Annotated in this window: 23 protein-coding genes and 1 pseudogene; 11 read left to right on the top strand and 13 right to left on the bottom strand. The window is 59.3% G+C overall.

Annotation, left to right across the window (positions count from 1 at the left end; translation table 11 throughout):
* Window positions 1-126: 126 nt before the first annotated feature.
* From PMI36_RS05285 to PMI36_RS05305, 5 genes are all read right to left on the bottom strand, one after another.
* Entirely contained in the window at window positions 127-576 is a 450-nt protein-coding gene (locus PMI36_RS05285) for a Spy/CpxP family protein refolding chaperone (RefSeq protein ID WP_008010983.1), read from the bottom strand.
* 254 nt (window positions 577-830) lie between these two features.
* Entirely contained in the window at window positions 831-1,508 is a 678-nt protein-coding gene (locus PMI36_RS05290; protein ID WP_008010984.1) for a response regulator transcription factor, read from the bottom strand.
* Between the two features lie 7 nt (window positions 1,509-1,515).
* A complete protein-coding gene (locus tag PMI36_RS05295) occupies window positions 1,516-1,929 on the bottom strand; it encodes a hypothetical protein (RefSeq protein ID WP_008074906.1) in 414 nt (137 codons plus the stop codon).
* A 110-nt stretch (window positions 1,930-2,039) separates the two neighbouring features.
* Window positions 2,040-2,339, bottom strand: a complete 300-nt coding sequence (locus tag PMI36_RS05300; protein WP_008074905.1) for a YciI family protein — start codon at window positions 2,337-2,339, stop codon at window positions 2,040-2,042.
* Between the two features lies 1 nt (window position 2,340).
* Window positions 2,341-2,937 carry a septation protein A gene (locus PMI36_RS05305; RefSeq protein WP_007895026.1) on the bottom strand — a complete coding sequence of 199 codons (597 nt, stop codon included), beginning with the start codon at window positions 2,935-2,937 and terminating at the stop codon, window positions 2,341-2,343.
* 87 nt (window positions 2,938-3,024) lie between these two features.
* On the opposite strand from PMI36_RS05305, the gene PMI36_RS05310 reads away from it, so the two are divergent.
* From PMI36_RS05310 to rluB, 5 genes are all read left to right on the top strand, one after another.
* A complete protein-coding gene (locus PMI36_RS05310; RefSeq protein ID WP_008074900.1) occupies window positions 3,025-3,888 on the top strand; it encodes a PHP domain-containing protein in 864 nt (287 codons plus the stop codon).
* A 13-nt stretch (window positions 3,889-3,901) separates the two neighbouring features.
* Window positions 3,902-4,531 carry an L-threonylcarbamoyladenylate synthase gene (locus PMI36_RS05315; RefSeq protein WP_032830619.1) on the top strand — a complete coding sequence of 210 codons (630 nt, stop codon included), beginning with the start codon at window positions 3,902-3,904 and terminating at the stop codon, window positions 4,529-4,531.
* Between the two features lie 60 nt (window positions 4,532-4,591).
* Window positions 4,592-5,350, top strand: a complete 759-nt coding sequence (locus PMI36_RS05320; protein WP_177319506.1) for a segregation and condensation protein A — start codon at window positions 4,592-4,594, stop codon at window positions 5,348-5,350.
* A gap of 11 nt (window positions 5,351-5,361) precedes the next feature.
* On the top strand, window positions 5,362-6,336 hold the full coding sequence (gene scpB, locus PMI36_RS05325) for an SMC-Scp complex subunit ScpB (RefSeq protein ID WP_008074897.1): 975 nt from the start codon (window positions 5,362-5,364) through the stop codon (window positions 6,334-6,336).
* A 300-nt stretch (window positions 6,337-6,636) separates the two neighbouring features.
* Complete coding sequence (gene rluB / locus PMI36_RS05330; RefSeq protein WP_008074896.1) at window positions 6,637-7,902, top strand: 23S rRNA pseudouridine(2605) synthase RluB; 1,266 nt, start codon at window positions 6,637-6,639, stop codon at window positions 7,900-7,902.
* Window positions 7,903-8,102: 200 nt separating this feature from the next.
* On the opposite strand, the gene PMI36_RS05335 is transcribed toward rluB, so the two are convergent.
* Together PMI36_RS05335 and PMI36_RS31770 are read right to left on the bottom strand one after the other, a co-directional pair.
* Window positions 8,103-9,068, bottom strand: a complete 966-nt coding sequence (locus PMI36_RS05335) for a hypothetical protein (protein WP_008074895.1) — start codon at window positions 9,066-9,068, stop codon at window positions 8,103-8,105.
* A 67-nt stretch (window positions 9,069-9,135) separates the two neighbouring features.
* Entirely contained in the window at window positions 9,136-9,273 is a 138-nt protein-coding gene (locus tag PMI36_RS31770) for a hypothetical protein (RefSeq protein WP_007938535.1), read from the bottom strand.
* A gap of 933 nt (window positions 9,274-10,206) precedes the next feature.
* Between PMI36_RS31770 and PMI36_RS05345 the strand changes: the two genes are divergently transcribed.
* Together PMI36_RS05345 and arfB are read left to right on the top strand one after the other, a co-directional pair.
* The gene (locus PMI36_RS05345; protein WP_008074894.1) at window positions 10,207-11,628 is read left to right on the top strand and encodes an amino acid permease; all 1,422 of its coding nucleotides are present in this window, start codon (window positions 10,207-10,209) and stop codon (window positions 11,626-11,628) included.
* 280 nt (window positions 11,629-11,908) lie between these two features.
* Complete coding sequence (gene arfB, locus PMI36_RS05350) at window positions 11,909-12,322, top strand: alternative ribosome rescue aminoacyl-tRNA hydrolase ArfB (RefSeq protein ID WP_008074893.1); 414 nt, start codon at window positions 11,909-11,911, stop codon at window positions 12,320-12,322.
* Here arfB and PMI36_RS05355 read toward each other — a convergent pair.
* From PMI36_RS05355 to phhA, 6 genes are all read right to left on the bottom strand, one after another.
* Window positions 12,319-13,518, bottom strand: a complete 1,200-nt coding sequence (locus PMI36_RS05355) for an MFS transporter (RefSeq protein WP_008074892.1) — start codon at window positions 13,516-13,518, stop codon at window positions 12,319-12,321. The two genes, arfB and PMI36_RS05355, sit on opposite strands and share 4 nt — an antisense overlap.
* A gap of 103 nt (window positions 13,519-13,621) precedes the next feature.
* Complete coding sequence (locus PMI36_RS05360) at window positions 13,622-13,804, bottom strand: hypothetical protein (protein WP_008074891.1); 183 nt, start codon at window positions 13,802-13,804, stop codon at window positions 13,622-13,624.
* Window positions 13,805-13,879: 75 nt separating this feature from the next.
* Window positions 13,880-14,011: a hypothetical protein gene (locus PMI36_RS32265; protein ID WP_007902501.1), complete on the bottom strand. Its 132-nt coding sequence runs from the start codon at window positions 14,009-14,011 to the stop codon at window positions 13,880-13,882.
* Between the two features lie 278 nt (window positions 14,012-14,289).
* Window positions 14,290-15,483, bottom strand: coding sequence for an amino acid aminotransferase (locus PMI36_RS05365; RefSeq protein ID WP_008074889.1), 1,194 nt, complete (start codon window positions 15,481-15,483; stop codon window positions 14,290-14,292).
* On the bottom strand, window positions 15,483-15,839 hold the full coding sequence (locus PMI36_RS05370) for a 4a-hydroxytetrahydrobiopterin dehydratase (protein WP_008074888.1): 357 nt from the start codon (window positions 15,837-15,839) through the stop codon (window positions 15,483-15,485). Before PMI36_RS05370 ends, PMI36_RS05365 begins: the two co-directional genes overlap by 1 nt.
* Window positions 15,840-15,944: 105 nt before the next feature.
* Window positions 15,945-16,730, bottom strand: coding sequence for a phenylalanine 4-monooxygenase (gene phhA, locus PMI36_RS05375; RefSeq protein ID WP_008074887.1), 786 nt, complete (start codon window positions 16,728-16,730; stop codon window positions 15,945-15,947).
* A gap of 399 nt (window positions 16,731-17,129) precedes the next feature.
* Here phhA and PMI36_RS05380 point away from each other — a divergent pair, with 399 nt between their 5' ends.
* The 4 genes and pseudogenes from PMI36_RS05380 to flgH all read left to right on the top strand — a co-directional run.
* On the top strand, window positions 17,130-18,689 hold the full coding sequence (locus PMI36_RS05380; protein ID WP_008074886.1) for a sigma-54-dependent phenylalanine hydroxylase transcriptional regulator PhhR: 1,560 nt from the start codon (window positions 17,130-17,132) through the stop codon (window positions 18,687-18,689).
* 320 nt (window positions 18,690-19,009) lie between these two features.
* Window positions 19,010-19,750 carry a flagellar basal body rod protein FlgF gene (locus PMI36_RS05385; protein WP_008074885.1) on the top strand — a complete coding sequence of 247 codons (741 nt, stop codon included), beginning with the start codon at window positions 19,010-19,012 and terminating at the stop codon, window positions 19,748-19,750.
* 45 nt (window positions 19,751-19,795) lie between these two features.
* Window positions 19,796-20,581 (top strand): flagellar basal-body rod protein FlgG, encoded by a 786-nt coding sequence (gene flgG, locus PMI36_RS05390; protein ID WP_008011001.1) that lies wholly within the window; start codon window positions 19,796-19,798, stop codon window positions 20,579-20,581.
* Window positions 20,582-20,633: 52 nt separating this feature from the next.
* Window positions 20,634-20,777: pseudogene (gene flgH / locus PMI36_RS05395) on the top strand (flagellar basal body L-ring protein FlgH); the annotation flags it as partial.

Raw genomic sequence — 20,777 nt, 5'->3', positions numbered from 1 at the left:
GAAGGCGGTGTGTCAGTCAGCAAATGCTTTACCTGACACACCGCCTTCGCGAGCAAGCCCGCTCCCACATTAGACTGAGTGGCAACAGACCCAACGGTGTTAGCCGTCGGGTCCGGGGGTAGCGCATTATTGCGCTTTTTGCGCTTGCTGCGCTTTCCAGGCCTTGAACTCGGCCCATTCGGCGCGACGCTCAGCCTTTTTCTTCTGGATCTCGTCGAATTGCTTCTGTTGATCCGGTTTCAGCAGTGCGCGAACGTCGGCTTCGGCTTTCTTGTGCTTGGCCGCCATCTCGTCTTTCAGGGCTTTCTGATCGGCTGGCGAGAGTTTTTCCAGGTACTTGTCGACCAATTGCTGACGCTCATGCATCTGCTCGCCCATGATCTTGCGGATTTGCTCGCGCTGTTCGCGGCTCAGGTCCAGTTGGCTGTAAGGGCCTTTACCGTGCATGCCGTGCATCTGACCGCCGTGGCGTGAGCCGTCCATGTGGTCACCCATGGGGCCTGCGCCTTCAGGCATGGCCATGGCAACGGTCGGCAGGGCGGCAGCAAACATCAGAGCGATAAGAGTCTTGCGCATGGTGTATCTCCTTGTCTCGTTCCCGGTACGTTCCGGATGTGTGCAGATTACGCAGATCAAGGTCAGCGGCGGTCAGCGGAGCGTAAAGCTTGGGTAAAGACGATTTTCTACCTTCCTGACAATTCCACGATGTACCACGGTGCGACGTAGGAGCTGCCGAAGGCTGCGATCTTTTGATCTTGATCTTGGCCGTTAAAAGCAAAATCAAAAGATCGCAGCCTTCGGCAGCTCCTACAGGGGATCGCAGGTCGTGCTCAGAGGCTGTAGTAGTAACCGCGACTGCGCAGGGCAACGATGCGTGGACGACCGTCGGGGTGGGGGCCGATTTTTTTGCGCAGGTTGCTCACGTGCATGTCCAGGCTGCGGTCGTACAGGGTCAGTTTGCGACCGAGGGCGATTTGCGCCAGCTCCTGTTTATCCAGCGGTTCGCCGGGTTGCTTGAGCAGGGCTTCGAGCAGACGGCTTTCGGAGACGGTGAGGGTGAATTCCTGTTCATCGATGCTGACCACGCCACGCACCGGGCTGAAGCACAAGTCACCCAATTCGAGCTGGCTGGAAACTGCCGTCGGATGACTGCGGCGCAACACTGCGCGCAGGCGCGCTGTCAGCTCTCGTGGGTCGCACGGTTTGGCCAGGTAATCATCGGCACCGAGTTCCAGGCCGAGAATGCGGTCCAGCGGTTCGCCACGGGCCGAAAGCATCAGCACCGGCAAATCCGGATGGTCACTGCGCAGTTGCTTGAGCAGTTCCAGGCCACTGCCGTCCGGCAGCATCACGTCCAGCACCACGGCCGCCGGGGAAGTTTCGGCCAACGCCCGGCGCGCGCTCTGGCCATCGTGGCAGGCGCGGACCTGAAAGCCTTCCTGGCTCAGCCAACTACTCAGGAGCTCACACAGCTCCTGGTCATCATCAATTAATAACAGCTCGCTCATGACTCACTCAATTTAGCCATTGCCGACGTTTTCTGGTTGCACCACTGGCGAAGATACCGCAGAGCAAGGCCAATAGCGCTACTGCGCCCCCAATCACGAACCATTGCTGCTGATCTGTCAGCAGGCGTGGCAGCGGGCTGCTGGCCTGAGCCTCCTTGAGTTGCAGCTTGAGGCGCTGATTCTCCTGGCGCAACCGGCTCAACTGAGCGCTTTCGCGTTCGCCATCGGTATTTTGCAGTTGTTTGCTCAGTGCTTCTCGTTGCTGCTCGCTTGCCTTCAAGCGCTGCTGCAACTCGGTGATCTGGCTGCCGGCACTCAAGGACAGCGGCGTGGAATTGCCAACATCGACGCTTTCTTCACCGTGGGCGGGCGCCATGATCGACAACGTCACCAACATCAGACACAACGGACCTTTGCGCATCGCAACTCCTGATTCCAATACGAGTATTGGGCAGGTTGTCGGCCGATAAACGAGAATAATGAGCGATTGAACGCGCGATGAACCGACAAGGTTCATCGCGCTGAAGGACTTTACGGCAGGACTTGCTTGAACGGCTTGACCAAAACGTTGGCGTAGACGCCTGCGGCAATGTACGGGTCGGCATCGGCCCAAGCCTGTGCGGCGCTCAGCGAATCGAATTCGGCAACGATCAGGCTGCCGGTGAAACCCGCCGCGCCCGGATCATTGCTGTCGACGGCCGGGTGCGGGCCGGCCAGTACGATGCGACCTTCACCTTTAAGCACTTGCAGGCGCTCAAGGTGCGCAGGCCGTGCGGCCAGGCGGGCTTGCAGGGAGTTGGCGACGTCTGTGGCAATGATTGCGTAAAGCATGTCAGTCCTCGGTTTTTGGCGTGGTGGTATCGGCGTCGTGCAGGTGGCGGGACAGGTAAATGCCCTGGGCGACCAGGAACAGCAACGTCATGCCCAGGCTGCCGAAGACTTTGAAGTCGACCCAGTAGCTCTGGAACGTGAACGCGACAAACAGGTTGGCGGCGCCGCAAAACAGGAAAAAACCGATCCAGGCGATGTTCAGACGGGTCCAGACCGGTTCCGGCAGGGTCAGCGCGTGGCCCATGATGCGTTTGATCAACAGTTGATCACCGATGAAGTGGCTGCCGATGAACCCGAGGGCGAACAGCCAGTTGACCACCGGGGCTTTCCATTTCAGGAAGGTCTCGCTGTGGAATGCCAGGGTCAGGCTGCCGAAGACCAGGCAGGCGATGAGGGTCAGCCACTGGCTCTTCTCCAGCTTGCGCTGCTTGATGAACAGCGTGCCGTAAACCACCAGGGAGCTGATGATCAGCACTGCGGTGGCGCTGTAGATACCACCGACAGACAGTTGATAACCGCCGATATCGACGACCTGTGGATCGATTTTGAAGACGATGAAAAACAGCAGAAGCGGGATGAAGTCGATGAATTGTTTCACAGTGGCAGCCAGAAGCAGGATGTGGCGGCATAATAACAAACATATTGACGCGCGATAGCGTCAGCTGATTTGAGGTTACACAGTCCTGTGAATGTTGATTTGCACTGCCATAGCACGGCTTCCGATGGCGCCCTCGCGCCTGCGGTACTGGTTGCGCGTGCGTTCGAGAAAGGCGTGCGAGTCCTGGCCTTGACCGATCATGACACCCTTGAAGGCCTCGACGAGGCCCGTAGCGCCGCGACGGCGCTGGGGATGCAACTGGTCAACGGCGTTGAATTGTCCTGCACCTGGGGCGGGGCGACCATTCACGTTTTGGGCTACGGTTTCGACGTCAATGCGCAGCCGTTGGTCGAGGCCATCGCAACATTGCACGATGGCCGCTGGCTACGGTCCGAAGAAATAAGCCGCAAGTTGGCGTTGAAAGGCATGCCGGGGGCGCTCGAGGGCGCCCGGGCCATTCAACAGGAGCTGGGCGACAGCGGTAACGCCCCGGCCCGTCCGCACTTCGCCGACTGGATGGTGCGTGAAGGTTTCGTCAAGGATCGCGCCGAAGCGTTCCGCAAATGGCTGGGCGCCGGCAAACTGGGCGACGTCAAACAACACTGGCCGACCCTGGAAGACACCGTCGCAACCCTGCGCGCCGCGGGTGCCTGGGTCAGCCTGGCGCATCCCTGGCACTACGATTTCACTCGCAGCAAGCGTCGTCGCCTGATTGCCGACTATATTCAAGCAGGGGGCCACGCGATAGAAGTGGTCAATGGCCATCAACCCGCCGAGCAGGTGGGCAGTTTGGCGATTCTAGCCCGCGAGTTTGGTCTGCTGGTCAGCGCCGGCAGTGATTTTCATGGCCCTGGAGGCTGGTCCGAGATCGGTGAATACCGCCCGCTCCCGGAGGATCTGCCACCACTGTGGTGTCGATTCAAACATGACCCAATTATTGCCGTCGTCTGAACAGGTAGAGAATGTGAGTCAATTTTTCCAGATTCATCCGGAAAACCCGCAACCGCGCCTGATCAAACAGGCAGTCGAGATCATCCGCAACGGCGGGGTGGTGATTTATCCCACAGACTCTTCCTACGCCATTGGTTGCCAGATCGGCGACAAGAACGCCGTGGAACGCGTGCGCCGGCTGCGTCAGCTGGATGAGAAGCACAACTTCGCGCTGATTTGCAGCGACCTGTCGCAGTTGGGGCTGTTTGCCAAGATCGATACCGGTACCTTCCGTGTGCTCAAGGCTCACTTGCCTGGCCCTTACACCTTCATTCTCAACGCCACCCGCGAAGTCCCGCGGCTGTTGCTGCACCCGAAAAAACGCACCATCGGCCTGCGTGTGCCAAGCCATCCGATTGCCCTGGCATTGCTGGAAGAACTCGGCGAGCCGCTGATGAGCGTGACCCTGATCATGCCCGGCGACACCGACCCGTTGAGCGATCCTTACGAAATGCGCCAGTTGCTTGAGCATCAGGTCGACCTGATCATCGACGGCGGTTTTGGCGGGATCAAGGCGTCCACCGTGATCAGCCTCGCCGACGGCGAACCGGAAATCATCCGCGTCGGTTGCGGCGACCCTGCGCCTTTCATGGCCGAGGCCTAGATGTCTGCAGTAGAACCCGTCGACAGCCAGGCCGGCGCCCAGCAAGAACTGCCTTTCGCCATGGTCTATGGCCAGGCGGTCATGGAAATGCCGCTGGACCTGTACATCCCGCCGGATGCGCTCGAGGTCTTTCTTGAGGCCTTCGAAGGTCCGCTCGACCTGCTGCTGTACCTGATCCGCAAACAGAACATCAACATCCTCGACATCCCGGTGGCAGAAATCACCCGGCAGTACATGGGCTATGTCGAGTTGATGCAGTCGGTGCGCCTGGAGCTGGCCGCCGAGTACCTGGTGATGGCTGCGATGCTGGCCGAGATCAAATCGCGGATGCTGCTGCCGCGGGCCGAAACGATCGAAGACGAAGAGGACGATCCTCGCGCTGAGCTGATTCGCCGCTTGCAGGAGTACGAGCGTTTCAAGGCTGCCGCCGAAGGCATCGATGGCCTGAGCCGCGTCGGCCGCGACGTGGTGGTGCCCAAGCTCGACGCTCCTGAAGCCCGGGCGCGCAAACTGTTGCCGGATGTGAGTCTGGGAGAGTTGCTGATGTCCATGGCCGAGGTCTTGCGCCGTGGCGACATGTTCGAAAGTCACCAGGTCAGCCGTGAAGCGCTGTCCACCCGCGAGCGCATGAGCGATGTACTGGAACGGCTCAAGGGCGGCGGTTTTGTGCCCTTTGTCGAGCTGTTCACCGCTGAAGAAGGGCGCTTGGGGGTGGTGGTGACCTTTATGGCGATCCTCGAGCTGGTCAAGGAATCCTTGGTCGAGCTGGTGCAGAATGAGCCGTTCGCGGCGATCCATGTCCGGGCCCGAGCCGAATAACGAGTTGAATCATGAACCTGACTGAACCCCGCGAGCTGGCGCCACTGCTTGAAGCCTTTCTGTTGGCCTCGGGAAAACCGCAATCGCTTGAACGCCTGTTCGAACTCTTCGAAGAAGGCGAGCGGCCCGAGCCCCCTGTGTTCAAAAAAGCGCTGACGATTCTGGCCAAATCCTGCGACGGCCGTGCTTTCGAGTTGAAGGAAGTCGCCTCCGGGTATCGCCTGCAGATCCGCGAAAAGTTCGCGCCGTGGGTCGGACGTTTGTGGGAAGAGCGGCCGCAACGCTATTCCCGCGCCATGCTCGAAACCATGGCCCTGATCGCCTATCGCCAGCCGATCACCCGGGGCGAGATCGAAGACGTGCGCGGCGTGGCCGTCAACAGCCACATCGTGAAAACCCTGCTGGAGCGTGAGTGGATCCGCATCGTCGGTTACCGCGACGTGCCCGGTAAACCGGCAATGTTCGCCACCACCAAGGCGTTTCTCGATCACTTCAACCTGAAGAATCTCGACGACCTGCCGCCACTCGCCGAACTGCGCGAACTTGAACCCGATCCGGTGCTCGATTTTGACGACGCGCCCGTGCCTGCCAGCCTGCAGGAATTGGCTGATGCCAGCGCCGAGCCGGAAGAACCCAAGGAAGAAACCAGTTTCCACACTCTGTTGCTGGAACTGGACACCATGGAAGAGGGGCTCAAGACCGATTTCGACGATTTGCTGCGCGATGGGACGGTGACCGAGACGGAAGGGGAGTCGGTTCAACCCGAGCCTGAAGCCGAAGTTGAACCTCAGGTCGAGGCTGACGCCGAAGTCGAACCAGAGCAGGAAGACGACATTCTTGGTGTTGCCGAAGCTCGCGAAAAGCTCCTGGCCGCCGTCGCCGCGCTTGAACAGCCGAAACCCGAGCCCGAATTGACCGACGAAGAAGCCGAAGCCAAGGCTTTGGCAGAAGCGATCGAGGCCGAGCGCCGCCAGTTCGAAGACTGACACGAATCCAATGTGGGAGCAGGCTTGCTCGCGAAGGGGGCGGCACATTCAGCATCGATGTTGCCTGACACAACGCCTTCGCGAGCAAGCCCGCTCCCACATTGGATCTGTATCGAATTCAAACTCGGCGGCCACCAGTCGGCGGAAATCCGGGTAACTCTTCATTCATCAGCTAGTCTCTGATGCGCGAACGTCTCCATGAGCGTATGATTCGCGACCCTTTGGCGATCTCTTCGTCAAACGACCAGCTTTCACATCTTCAGGCAAAAGCCTGAACAGACCACACCGGGAGGTGCCCAGATGAGTATCAACGACCAGAAAGACGACCAGGAAATCGGCCCCGCAGGCGAAAAGCTGCAGAAAGTCCTCGCCCGTATCGGCGTCGGCTCACGCCGTGACGTAGAAGCCTGGATCAGCCACGGCCGCATCAAGGTCAATGGCAAAGACGCCACCCTCGGCCAGCGCGTCGACCTGCATGACGCCATCACCATCGATGGCCGGGTGATCAAGCGCGAAGAAGCCGCCGAGTCGGTACGTCGCGTGATCATGTACAACAAACCCGACGGTGAAATCTGCACCCGTAACGACCCTGAAGGTCGTCCGACCGTGTTCGACAAGATGCCGCGCCCCAAAGAAGGTCGCTGGATCAACATCGGTCGTCTGGACATCAACACCACCGGTTTGCTGATGTTCACCACCGACGGTGAATTGGCCAACCGCCTGATGCACCCATCCTACGAAATGGACCGTGAATACGCGGTACGTGTACGTGGCGAAGTCGACGACGAGATGATTGAACGCCTGAAGGCAGGCGTGGTGCTCGAAGACGGCCCGGCCAAGTTCACCGACATCAAACAGGCTCCGGGTGGCGAAGGTTTCAACCACTGGTACCACTGCGTGGTGATGGAAGGTCGGAACCGCGAAGTCCGTCGTCTGTGGGAATCCCAGGGCCTGGTGGTCAGCCGCCTGAAGCGCGTGCGTTTCGGTCCGGTGTTCCTCAACTCCGATCTGCCGATGGGCCGCTGGCGCGAAATGAGCCAGTACGAAGTCGACATTCTCAGTGCTGAAGTCGGCCTGACCCCGGTGGCGATGCCGCAAATGAACGCCAAGAGCAAAGACAAGCTTGAGCGTATGCAGCGCAAATCGTCCCGTCCGGTGGGCAAGACCGAACGCGTGCGTACCCTGCGTCCAGCCGCGGGTTCGACCGCCGCCAGCCCGCGTGAATCCCGCGAGCCACAGATCGAAGGCGAACGCCCGGCCCGCAAGCCAGCACCACGTCAGGATGGCGAACGCGGCCCACGCACGCCACGTCCGGCCAACGGTCGCACTGAGCGTGGCGAAGGCCGTGGCGCGCCGTCCGGTGGTCGCAGCGATCGCGGTGCGCCTGCCGGTCGTGGTACGCCCGTGGCAGACCGCCCGGCCGACACCAAGCGCCCGGCCAAGCCGGCGCCGAAGAAACGCCCAGGCATCGTCCTGGTCGACCGTGACGCGCCATCGGGCAAACGCCGCGGCGCACCAGCCGGTTCCGGCCAGCGTCCGGGCTTCGGTCGTCGCAAGCCTGAGTAATCGGTGAGCGCTCCATGAAGAACGCCATCCCTCGGGATGGCGTTTTTTTTGGGCTGTCTTTAGTTTTGTGGTGTTTGTGAGGGCCTCTTCGCGAGCAAGCCCGCTCCCACATTTGATTGCGTTTTTCCGTGAGAACTCGGTCCACTGTGGGAGCGGGCTTGCTCGCGAAGACGTCAGCTGCATCACCGAAAAATCTTGGGTTAAAACACAAACCGCCGATCAAACACCGGGTCATCATCCAGCGCCAACACGCCACTGGAGAAGATCAGGTCCAAATGATGGCTACCCTTGGCACCTCCGCCCAACCCCAGGTGCAAGCCGCAATGGCGCTCCTCGAACCCGGCATTGCGTGCATACAAATCTTTCACGCCTTCGTTGGTGCCGATCCCCAGTTCCTCGATTCGCCGATTGGACGGATTGGCATCCAGGTATTTATTGAAGTCGTGTTCCAGTCCCGGCACGTCGGTGGCGATTTTGCTGATGGTGGAGTTTTCGATCCACAACTCCAGCGGTGACGCCAATACGCCGTACTTGCGGGCAAATGGGATCGTACTGAGGAAAGTCCCCATAAACTTCACCCGGCCATTAATGGCCTCGCTATGAGTAGCGATCTCGCCGGGCGCCAGGTCGAAGTTGCCGATACCGTTGATGTCGGTCCACTTCTTGATACTGCTCAAGGGTGTTTCGAACCACGACCCATGATCATCTTTGAAACTCAGCGTGGTGGCGTGGGACATGCGCTGGATCAAGTGGCTGTTCAGCCCGGCAATTCGCTGCGGGGTGACACTGAAGGTGTCGTAGAAGTAATCGCCGTAATCCTTGAACAGCAATGACTTCTTCCAGTTCTGCGCCATCACGCCCTGCAGCGCACGGACAAATTCCGGGCCGTCGGGACGCGGGTTGGGCAGGGTGGAAGAGTCGTAGAAAAAAATGTACAGATCGCTGTCGGTAACCGCCTGGGCCAGCAATTCGGTGGGTTCGAGGTCCAGACGCATCGCGCTGAAGCTGAACCGTGGGCTGTTACCAACCTGTTCGACGATGGCGCAGGTGTGCGCCTCGTAATCAGCGGTATGGCCGAGCAAGACCTTCGCCGGATTGATACCGGCAACGGCAGGGTGATGTTCGAGGTAGTAAAGGAAATGCGAGATGGCGCGTTGCTTATCCATGTAGTCCTCCCTGACAAACCGAGAAAGTGGCAGGCACGACCGGCCGGATCGTGCCTGCCGGGATGTCTTACAGAGGCCACATCGCCGTGCCGAACGGAACAACCGCGTCGGCTTGCATCATTTCGACGGCGGCTTCGTGGGTCGGTGCTTCAAACCAATCGTCCAGTTGCAGTTCAGTGTCCAAGTCTTTGTCCAGTGCTTGCATGGTGAATCTCCTAGATGACTTCTTTGGTTAAGAACAGCGGCGTGCTTTTCACTCGTTGAAGAGCGCGTCAACGTGCCGGACGATGCAGTTCGGCAAGTCGCTGAAAACCTAGTTCACAGGGTTTTGGAATGCAAAAAAATAATTAAACAATTTTCATTTGAACTATTTATTCCATTTTTCGAAAGCCAATTTTCTTAATAAAAAACAGAAAACTAAGTCGGGTATTTACTTAGGAAGCTTCCTATCGTCAATTTACAGTCAATGGGCTTATGGATCTGATTTGGAAAATTTACGTTACGCCTTGTCAATAAAACCTTACGAAAAGCGCTCTCAAACCCCGTGGAATGCCGCGAGGGAAAGGTCTGTAAGGAAAACCTTCCGTCAGCCGGCGAGTTTGTAGCCTTCAAGGGCTCTGGCGCGCTTGTTTCAGCAGCGTTTGAAGGGTGAGATGCGCCCCATGCCTGTCGTGCAGGTGCATAACAAGAAGGAGGCGCAATGTACGCCGTGACTCATCTCCATCTCTCCCCCAAGGGCGATTTTTCCGCTGCCCTTATCGATGACCTGCAAAGGTCTGACTCAATTTTTGCAGTCGCCCGAGACCCTCGAGGCGGACACAGGCAATCCCGGCAACCGACGCGCTGATCCAGCGGTGTCTGGCAGCAGGGGGTTACAGGTGTACAATGCGCCGCGTTTTAACTGTGACCCCCTGCGCAACAGCGCAAACCTCAAGGCTATCCGCCTTGTTCACTCCGCCGCGTCACGAGCGTGTCGGGTTCGATTTCGTCACAGATAAAAACAAACAGGTGACGCATGACTGTCGTAAAAACGCTGAACTCCTGGTGCCTGCGCTGGGGTTTGATCGGCGCTGCTTGAAATCGCAACCGAGCAGCAACGTCTACTGAACATCATCAAACCTTGCGTGAGACCCTTTTCATGAGTGGACAAAACTCGCATTCAGGCGAGCTGAAACGCGGCCTGAAAAATCGCCATATTCAACTGATCGCCCTCGGTGGCGCGATCGGTACCGGGTTGTTCCTTGGCTCGGCCGGCGTGCTCAAATCCGCTGGCCCGTCGATGATCCTCGGCTACGCCATCTGCGGCTTCATCGCTTTCATGATCATGCGCCAACTCGGCGAAATGATCGTCGAAGAGCCAGTCGCCGGTTCCTTCAGCCACTTCGCCCACAAATACTGGGGCGGTTTTGCCGGCTTCCTGTCGGGCTGGAACTGCTGGATCCTGTACATCCTGGTAGGCATGTCGGAGCTGACCGCGGTCGGCAAATACATCCACTACTGGGCGCCGGACATCCCGACCTGGGTCTCGGCAGCCGGTTTCTTCGTGTTGATCAACCTGATCAACCTGGCCAACGTCAAAGTTTTTGGTGAGGCCGAGTTCTGGTTTGCGATCATCAAGGTCGTGGCCATCGTCGGCATGATTGCGCTCGGCAGCTACCTGCTGGTCAGCGGCGACGGCGGCCCACAAGCCTCCGTGACCAACCTGTGGGAACACGGCGGCTTCTTCCCGAACGGCGTCAGCGGACTGGTGATGGCCATGGCGATCATCATGTTCTCCTTCGGCGGCCTGGAAATGCTCGGTTTCACCGCCGCCGAAGCCGACAAACCGAAAACCGTGATCCCGAAAGCGATCAACCAGGTGATCTACCGGATCCTGATTTTCTACATCGGTGCATTGGTGGTCCTGCTGTCGCTGACGCCTTGGGACAGTCTGCTGACGACGCTGAACGCGTCCGGCGATGCCTACAGCGGCAGCCCGTTCGTTCAAGTGTTCTCGATGCTTGGCAGTGACACCGCCGCGCACATCCTCAACTTCGTGGTCCTGACCGCGGCGCTGTCGGTGTACAACAGCGGCACCTACTGCAACAGCCGTATGCTGCTGGGGATGGCCGAGCAGGGCGATGCGCCGAAGGCCCTGTCGAAGATCGACAAGCGTGGCGTGCCGGTGCGTTCGATCCTGGCGTCGGCCGCCGTGACCCTGGTCGCGGTGCTGCTGAACTATCTGGTTCCGCAACATGCGCTGGAACTGTTGATGTCGTTGGTGGTGGCCACCCTGGTAATCAACTGGGCGATGATCAGCTTCTCGCACTTCAAGTTCCGTCAGCACATGAACAAGACCAGACAGACGCCGTTGTTCAAGGCCCTGTGGTACCCGTACGGCAACTATGTTTGCCTGGCGTTCGTGGTGTTCATCCTTGGCGTGATGCTGCTGATCCCGGGCATCCAGATCTCGGTGTATGCGATTCCAGTATGGGTCGCGTTCATGTGGGTCTGCTACGGCATCAAGAACAAGCGCAGCGCCCAGCAAGCGTTGCAGGCCGCAGGTTCCGCTGCCAAGTAAGCGCAAAACGCAGAAACAACAAACCCGGCCATGTGCCGGGTTTTTTGTGCGCGATGCAAAAACTTTGGACTTGCACGGCCCCCTTGTGGGAGCGGGCTTGCTCGCGAAAGCGGAGTATCAGTCGACATCAATATTTCCTGACACACCGCTTTCGCGAGCAAGCCCGCTCCCACATTTGGTCCTCTGTGTGGCGAACATTCCATACATGTCCGCGAAAGGGCCGGCCCAGTCAATCCATCATTCGCGGTATCCTGAACGCCCTGATACCGGACCTTTTTCCATGCTGGTGATTTCCAACAACGTGCATCTGCCGGATGCCGAGATCGAGTTGACGGCCATTCGCGCCCAAGGCGCCGGTGGGCAGAACGTCAATAAGGTTTCCAGCGCCGTGCACCTGCGCTTCGACATTCCGGCCTCGTCCTTGCCCGAGTTCTACAAGGAACGGCTGCTGGCGTTGCGCGACAGTCGCATCACCAGCGACGGCGTGTTGATCATCAAGGCTCAGCAATATCGCACGCAGGAACAGAACCGCGCCGATGCGCTGGAGCGCCTGACCGAGTTGATCCTCAGCGCCACCAAGGTCGAGAAGAAGCGCCGTCCGACCAAACCGACTCTCGGTTCGAAGAAGCGTCGGCTCGAATCCAAGACCAAGCGCGGCAGCATCAAGGCCGGGCGTGGCAAGGTGGATTTCTAGCGGGCTTCACGTTCTTCCCGATACTTTGGTGCCTGCCGGTACAAGTAGACGCTCAGCATCAATCCACTCAAAGCGGCGAGGGCGGCAAACAGGAAGATCGAGGCAAAACCAAACCCCGCAGCAATCGCACCCGCCAGCGGTCCGGTGATCCCCAGCGACAAATCGATGAACAACGAATACGCCCCGACTGCTGCGCCACGGCTGGAGGCGGGCACCAGGTTGACCGCTTCCACGCCCAAGGCCGGGAACACCAGCGAAAAACCGAAACCGCTCAGCGCCGCCCCGGCCAGTGCCCAATGGGCATCGGGTGCCAGCCACAGCAGCAACAACCCGAGGGTTTCCACTGACAGGCAGGCAATCGCCACGCGAAAGCCGCCGAGGCGATTGATCAGGTTACCGAACAACAATCGCGCACCGATAAAACTGGCGCCAAACAGGCTCAGGCACAGCACCGCGTTGGACCAGTGCTGAGTGGCGTAATACAGGGTAATGAATGTGGCGATGGTGCCAAAACCGATGGAGCCCAAGGCCAGACCGCAACCGTGAGGAAACACCCGCCCCAGCACGTGCATGAACGGCAGGCGTTCGCCGACAACGATCGGTGCAGCGGTTTTTGGCCAGGCCAGCGCCAGACCCAGAACGGCCAACAGCACGATGCTCACGCCCATGCTCCACAAACCCAGTTGACTCACCAGTAACACCCCCAGCGGTGCGCCGACCGCCAGCGCGCCGTAACTGGCGATGCCGTTCCAGGAGATGACCTTGGCGGTGTTCGCTGCGCCGACCCGGCCGATGCCCCAGCCGATCGACCCGGAACCGACCAGGCTTTCCGCGCTGCCGAGCACCAGTCGGCCGATCAACAGGCTGATCAGGCTTAACGTCGGCAGGCTTTGCGTCCAGGCCGAAATCAACATGAACACACCGCTCAAACCACAGCCGGCGAGGCCGTACATCACCGCCAGTTTGCTGCCCTTGTTGTCGATGATTCGCCCGGCGTAAGGGCGGCTGAGCAGGGTGGCCAGGTATTGCACGCTGATCACCAGCCCGGCGATCACGGCGCCGAAACCGAGGTCGCTGTGGACGTAGCCCGGCAATACAGCCAGGGGAATGCCGATATTCAGGTAACCGATGAACGTGAACAGGACGATGGAAACGACTTGCAGCGTGACCGCCATGGGGCGCTGGGTTTCTGACATGGGTAAAGGTCCACGGGGCAGCAGGATAGATAGGCTGCTTATGATAGCGGCGTGAACGGTCGCGGGGCGTGAAAAAGTAAAACTATTTGCCAGGCGGGGTGAGTCAGGTTTTGGCGGGGGCAACCAGTTGCGTCGTGACCAGAGCGGCCAGGGCGTTTTCTTCGCTGCCGAAGCGGGCCAGCAACGCGGCTTGTTTCTCGGGGGAAAGGCGGTTCCAGATCTCGATCATTTTTTCGGCGGTGCCGATCAGGACGCTGGCCTGTGCTTCAGTGAAATCATCGCTCATGGTGCGGGCTCGCGGTTCAGGCAGTGTGGAAAGCGCATATTAGCGCTTTCCACACGGTCTGGTCGTGCGGGTGTATCAGTCTTCGCTGTCGGCCTGGCGGCGTTCAGGTGCTTCTTTCGTCTCGGGCTGTTGGGCGCCGGCTTGTTGCGTGGTTGTCTGCTCAGTTTCGTGCAGGCTTGGGAAGGGGAGATTAGGGATCTCGTGCATGTCGCGCTCCTCGCTAAGTCTGTTGATAGATCTGGTAGATCCGCGCTTTTAAAAAAGCCTGCGCAGGATACAGCAGGAGAAATGACAAATAGACTTTTATATCCATTTGTTGCGACGGATGGGATTGTCTAGACAGGTCAGCAAGAGGGGGCGACACACATTCAAATGTGGGAGCGGGCTTGCTCGCGAAGACGGAGTGTCAGTCAACATCATCGTTGCCTGACACACCGCTTTCGCGAGCAAGCCCGTTCCCACAGGGGATGTGCAGCGTCTGATATTTATTTGCAGACGTCAGCGATGGCTTCGGCCAGCAGATCCAGACGCGTCGCATCAATCCCCGCCACGTTCGCCCGGCCCGAGCTCACCATGTACACGCTGTGATGCTCGCGCAGTTGCTTGACCTGCTCCGGCGACAAACCGGTGTAGGAAAACATCCCGCGTTGCACACCGATGTGTGCAAATCGCTCACGCAAACCATGAGGTTCAAGCGCTTCGACCAGACCGCTGCGCAACTGGGCAATGCGCAAACGCATGGCTTCCACTTCGTCGGCCCAGCGGCTTTTCAGCTCTGGATCGCCGAGGATGGTCGCGACCACGGCGGCGCCATGATCCGGCGGCGTCGACCACAGGTTACGGGCGATGTTGGCCAGTTGGCTGCGGATATCCACCAGCTTGTCGGCGGTTTTCGCGCAGACAATCAGTGCGCCGGTGCGGTCGCGGTACAGGCCGAAGTTCTTCGAGCAGGAACTGGTGATCAGCACTTCCGGCAACTCGGCGGCGAACAACCGCGTCGACCAGGCGTCTTGCTCCAGGCCATCGCCGAAACCCTGGTAAGCGAAGTCGATCAGTGGCAGCAAATCGCGACTGCGCACCACGTCCAGCACCCGACGCCAATCGTCATGGGACAAATCGAAACCGGTCGGGTTGTGGCAGCAGGCGTGCAGCAGCACCACATCGCCCTTGGGTGCTTGATTGAGCACCGCCAGCATCGCTTCCACATCGAGACGGTTGTCGCTGCCCACGTACGGGTAATGACTGACCTTGACCCCGGCCGCCGCGAAAATGGTTTCGTGGATCGGCCAGGTCGGGTTGCTCAACCACACGCCACGGCCCGGCAAGCATTGGGCGATGAAGTCGGCGCTCAAACGCAATGCGCCAGTGCCGCCCGGCGTTTGAGTGGCGCCGGCCCGTTGTTCGGCGATCAGCGCCGAATCAGCGCCAAGCACCAACTCGTTGATCACCTTGCCGAACGCTGCATCGCCGTGACCGCCGATGTAGGTCTTGGTGGGCTGACGATCCACCAGGCGCTGCTCGGCGAGCTTCACCGCTTCGGGGATTGGTGTCAGGCCCTGGGCGTCTTTATAGACACCCACGCCAAGGTCGAATTTGCGCGGGTTAGGGTCCTGCGCATAGGCCTCCATCAGGCCGAGAATCGGGTCGCCAGGTACTCGACCGATGGCGTCGAAATGCATTATTTGTGGCCCTCGGCGTTCTTCGCCACTTCGTCGGTGCGCGCGGCCATGATGAAATCGTTGCGGTGCAGGCCTTTGATGGAGTGGCTCCACCAGGTCACGGTGACTTTGCCCCACTCGGTCAGCAGGCCTGGGTGGTGACCTTCGGCCTCGGAAATTTCACCGACGGCGTTGGTGAACGCCAACGCGTGTTTGAAGTTCTTGAACAGGAAAACTTTTTCCAGCTGCATCACGCTGTCGCGAACTTCGATGTTCCAGTCAGGGATCTGCTTGATCAGGATCGGCAATTCTTCGTCGCTGACCTGAGGGGCGTCGGCGCGGCAGGCTTCGCAGTGGGCTTGGTTTAATGTGGACATGATGTGTTCCTGAAATCGAGTGTTTTGAAAAACGGTCGTCAGTGGGACCACGCTAAAGCAAAGCGGCGATCCGTAACAGACTCACTTGATGCCAAAAGACGCGGGTCACGCGGCTTTTGGCGGAAATTTCGGCGCGCGCAACCCCAGCTGCATACCTTGCTTGACCATGCCCATGATGTCTTCGTGGGCCAGATCGAACAGGCGCTTGAGGTTCGGCAGGACAAAGTACAGCGGTTGCAAGATGTCGATGCGGTACGGCGTGCGCATGCATTCCAGCGGGTCGAAGGCCTGATGCTCAGGCTCGTTCGACAAGCAGTAAACGGTTTCTTTGGGCGAGGACAGAATGCCGCCGCCATAGATGCGCAGGCCTTGCGGCGTGTCGACCAGGCCGAACTCGATGGTCATCCAGTACAGGCGCGCCAGGTACACCCGTTCTTCCTTGGAGGCCTGTAGGCCCAGTTTGCCGTAGGTGTGGGTGAATTCGGCAAACCAGGGGTTGGTCAGCAGCGGACAGTGGCCAAAGATCTCGTGGAAAATGTCCGGTTCTTGCAGGTAGTCCAGCTCTTCGCGGGTACGAATAAACGTCGCCACCGGGAACTGCTTGTTCGCCAGCAATTCGAAAAAGGTCTGGAAGGGAATCAGTGCGGGGACTCGGGCAACCTGCCAACCGGTGGTTTCACCGAGGACCTTGTTGATTTCACCGAGTTGCGGAATGCGGTCGTGGGGCAGACCGAGTTTTTCGATACCGTCCAGGTATTCCTGGCACGCACGGCCCTCGACCACTTTCAGTTGGCGAGTGATCAGCGTGTTCCACACCGCGTGTTCTTCGGCGGGGTAGTCGATAAAACCTTGCGCATCGGGCTCACGAGCCACGTATTGCGTCTGCTTCATGCTGCTCTCCTGCTAGGGGATTCGTTCTTGTTGTGTGTACAGCTATGGACCTAGAAATACTCCAAGGCGTGCAGTGTTGCAGCAGGTGATTGTCGTTGCATGCAGGAAAAATCTGCGCTTTTCGTAAAGTATTCGTTACGGATTGATCGCTGTAGCGCAAGTATTGATATTTGCGGGTTTGAAATGGCTCACAGGTGTCACATAATCTTGACGACTATTTGAGTGCCTCGGCAGAAAAATACGTCGGTCTGCCAAGTACCCCTGTGGGAGCGGGCTTGCTCGCGAAGGCAGTCTGTCTGATACATCAATGTTGGATGGTCCGACGCTTTCGCGAGCAAGCCCGCTCCCACAGGTTGTGCGCTCGGCATCAACCTCACTCACCGTTTTGTGGGCCTTTATATGCGTATCAAAGTTCACTGCCAGAACCGCATCGGTATTCTGCGCGACATTCTCAACCTGCTGGTCGAGTACGGGATCAACGTCGCTCGCGGCGAAGTGGGCGGTGAGCACGGCAATGCGATCTACCTGCACTGCCCGAACCTGATCAACATTCAGTTTCAGGCGTTACGTCCGAAGTTTGAGGCGATTGGCGGGGTATTCGGAGTCAAGCGCGTAGGGCTGATGCCGAGCGAGCGTCGGCACATGGAACTCAATGCCTTGCTTGGTGCATTGGAGTTTCCGGTGCTGTCGATCGATATGGGCGGCTCCATCGTCGCGGCCAACCGTGCGGCGGCGCAGTTGCTCGGGGTGCGGGTGGACGAGGTGCCGGGGATTCCGCTGTCGCGGTACGCCGAGGATTTCGATTTGCCGGAACTGGTGCGCGCCAACAAGTCACGGATCAACGGCTTGCGGGTCAAGGTCAAGGGCGACGTGTTTCTCGCCGACATCGCGCCGCTGCAATCGGAGCATGACGAAAGCGAGGCCATGGCCGGGGCGGTGTTGACGTTGCACCGGGCGGACCGGGTGGGCGAGCGCATCTATAACGTGCGCAAGCAGGAATTGCGCGGCTTCGACAGCATTTTCCAAAGCTCGAAAGTGATGGCGGCGGTGGTGCGCGAAGCGCGGCGCATGGCCCCGCTGGATGCGCCGCTATTGATAGAAGGCGAAACCGGCACCGGCAAAGAGTTGTTGGCGCGGGCCTGTCACTTGGCGAGCCCGCGTGGGCAGTCACCGTTGATGGCGCTCAACTGTGCCGGTCTGCCAGAGTCCATGGCCGAGACCGAATTGTTCGGCTACGGTCCTGGTGCCTTCGAAGGCGCGCGGGCCGAAGGCAAGCTTGGGCTGTTGGAGCTGACGGCGGGCGGTACGTTGTTCCTCGACGGCGTCGGCGAAATGAGCCCTCGCTTGCAGGTGAAATTGCTGCGCTTTCTGCAGGACGGTTGCTTCCGTCGTGTCGGCAGCGATGAAGAGGTCTATCTGGATGTGCGGGTGATCTGCGCAACGCAAGTGGATTTGTCCGAGCTGTGCGCTCGCGGTGAGTTTCGCCAGGATTTGTACCACCGTTTGAACGTGCTCTCGCTGCACATCCCGCCGCTACGCGAATGCCTCGACGGACTGGCGCCGCTGGTGGAGCACTTCCTCGATCAGGCCAGTCGGCAGATCGGTTGCCCTTTGCCGAAACTGGCGCCAGCGGCCATGGAACGGCTCAGTCACTATCACTGGCCGGGCAATGTGCGACAGTTGGAGAACGTACTGTTCCAGGCCGTTTCCCTGTGCGACGGCGGCACCGTCAAAGCCGAGCATATTCGTCTGCCGGACTACGGCGTGCGTCAGCCGCTTGGCGATTTTTCGCTTGAGGGTGGCTTGGACGAGATTGTCGGGCGCTTTGAGAAAGCGGTGCTGGAGCGTTTGTATTCCGAGCATCCGAGCAGTCGGCAATTGGGCAAGCGGCTGGGGGTTTCGCATACGACCATTGCCAACAAGTTGCGGGAGTATGAGGTTGGCAAGACTGAGTCTTAGCTGATAGCTGTTTTGCCTGTGATGGACCCTTCGCGAGCAAGCCCGCTCCCACATTTGATCGAGTCGAACACAAATTAAATGTGGGAGCGGGCTTGCTCGCGAAGGCGGTAGTCCAGTCAACCTCAAGGTCAACCGTTGCCACCTACCGGCATAACACCGCCGGTTTTTCGTCTTCGGCACATTCCCCCAATCCCCTCTGAATCCCTCAAGTCCTTTGTTTGCCGGGCCCTGCGCCGCCAGAAAAAAGTTGGTCTGCAAATTGCTTATGGCTCAGCAGTACAGCGGTGGGCGGCAAACGTCCGGCATGCAGAGGAAAGAGTGTGGACAAGTACCTTTATGTGGCAATGACCGGCGCCAGCCAGAATGCACTGGCGCAGAAGGCTCATGCCAACAACCTGGCGAACATCTCTACCAACGGTTTTCAGAAGGACCTGGAACAGGCCCGTTCGATGCCGGTGTTTGGTGACAGCTTTCCGGCGCGTGCGTTTGCCATGAGCGAACGTCCGGCCACCGACTTCTCCCCTGGCTCGCTGGTAGAAACCGGTCGCGACCTCGATGTCGCGGTGCAGGGCAACGGCTGGATCGCCGTGCAGAACCCCGATGGCGGTGAAAGCTACGTGCGCACCGGCAGCTTGAACGTTGACGCCCTGGGCGTGCTGCGTGCCGGTAACGGTATGCCGGTGGTAGGCAATGGCGGGCCGATTGCCGTGCCGCCCGAGCAGCAAATCGAAGTCGGTGAAGACGGCACCATCAGCATCCGTGCGATGGGCGAAGGTCCACGGGTGATGGCCGAAGTCGACCGTATCAAACTGGTCAACCCGGACTTCAAGAACATGACCAAAGGCCTGGACGGTTCGATCCACACCAAGGACGGCAAGCCGGCGCAGGCCGATGCCAACGTCAAACTGGTGTCCGGGTTCCTTGAGTCGAGCAACGTCAATGCCGTGGAAGAAATGACTTCGGTGCTGGCGCTGGCCAAGCAGTTCGAGCTGCACATCAAGATGATGAACACCGCCAAAGACGATGACCAGGCCATGGCTCGGGTCTTGCAGATCAGCTAATTATCAGAACGTCGCGCCGTAAAACAGGCGCACGAGGAGAATCGAATGCTTCCGGCTCTATGGGTTGCCAAAACAGGTCTGTCCGCCCAGGACACCAACCTCACCACCATTTCCAACAACCTGGCGAACGTATCGACCACGGGTTTCAAACGTGACCGCGCCGAGTTCCAGGACTTGCTGTATCAGATCAAACGCCAGCCAGGCGCCCAGTCGACCCAGGACAGCGAATTGCCGTCGGGTCTGCAAGTGGGTACCGGTGTGCGCATCGTCGGCACCCAGAAAAACTTCACCGCCGGCAGCCTGCAAACCACCGAGCAACCGTTGGACATGGCCATCGACGGTCGCGGTTTCTTCCAGATCCTGCAGCCGGACGGCACCACGTCCTACACCCGTGACGGTACGTTCCACCTGGATTCCAACGGCCAGATCGTCAACGCCAGCGGTTTCGCCCTTGAACCGGCCATTGTCATTCCGAACGACGCCCAGACCTTCACCGTCGGTCGTGACGGCACCGTGTCCATCACCGTTGCCGGCAACCCGGCCTCTCAGGTGATCGGCAACCTGCAAACCGCCGACTTCATCAACCCGGCCGGTCTGCAAGCGGTGGGTAACAACCTGTTCCTGGAAACCGCTGCCAGTGGCGCGCCGCAAGTCGGCACCCCGGGCCTCGCCGGTTTCGGCACCACGCTGCAGAACACTCTGGAAACCTCGAACGTCAGCACCGTTGAAGAGATGGTCAACATGATCACCACTCAGCGCGCCTACGAGATGAACTCCAAGGTGATCTCCACCGCCGACCAGATGCTCTCGTTCGTAACGCAGAATCTGTAATCAAGTCTATGAGGCGGCCATGAGGTCGCCTGCAACACCGTGAGGTAGGGTCATGAATCGCTTTGTATCTGTTCTGGCACTGAGTGGGGTCGTCGTGCTCGCGGGCTGCGTTGCTCCGCCGCCCAAGCCCAATGACCCTTACTACGCTCCGGTGTTGCCGCGCACGCCGCTGCCGGCTGCCGCCAATAATGGCTCC

It is taken from the genome of Pseudomonas sp. GM79, assembly GCF_000282495.1.
Classification (GTDB): domain Bacteria; phylum Pseudomonadota; class Gammaproteobacteria; order Pseudomonadales; family Pseudomonadaceae; genus Aquipseudomonas.
Note: the sequence above shows the minus strand (reverse complement) of the source record. Positions and strands in the feature narration are given on the sequence as shown.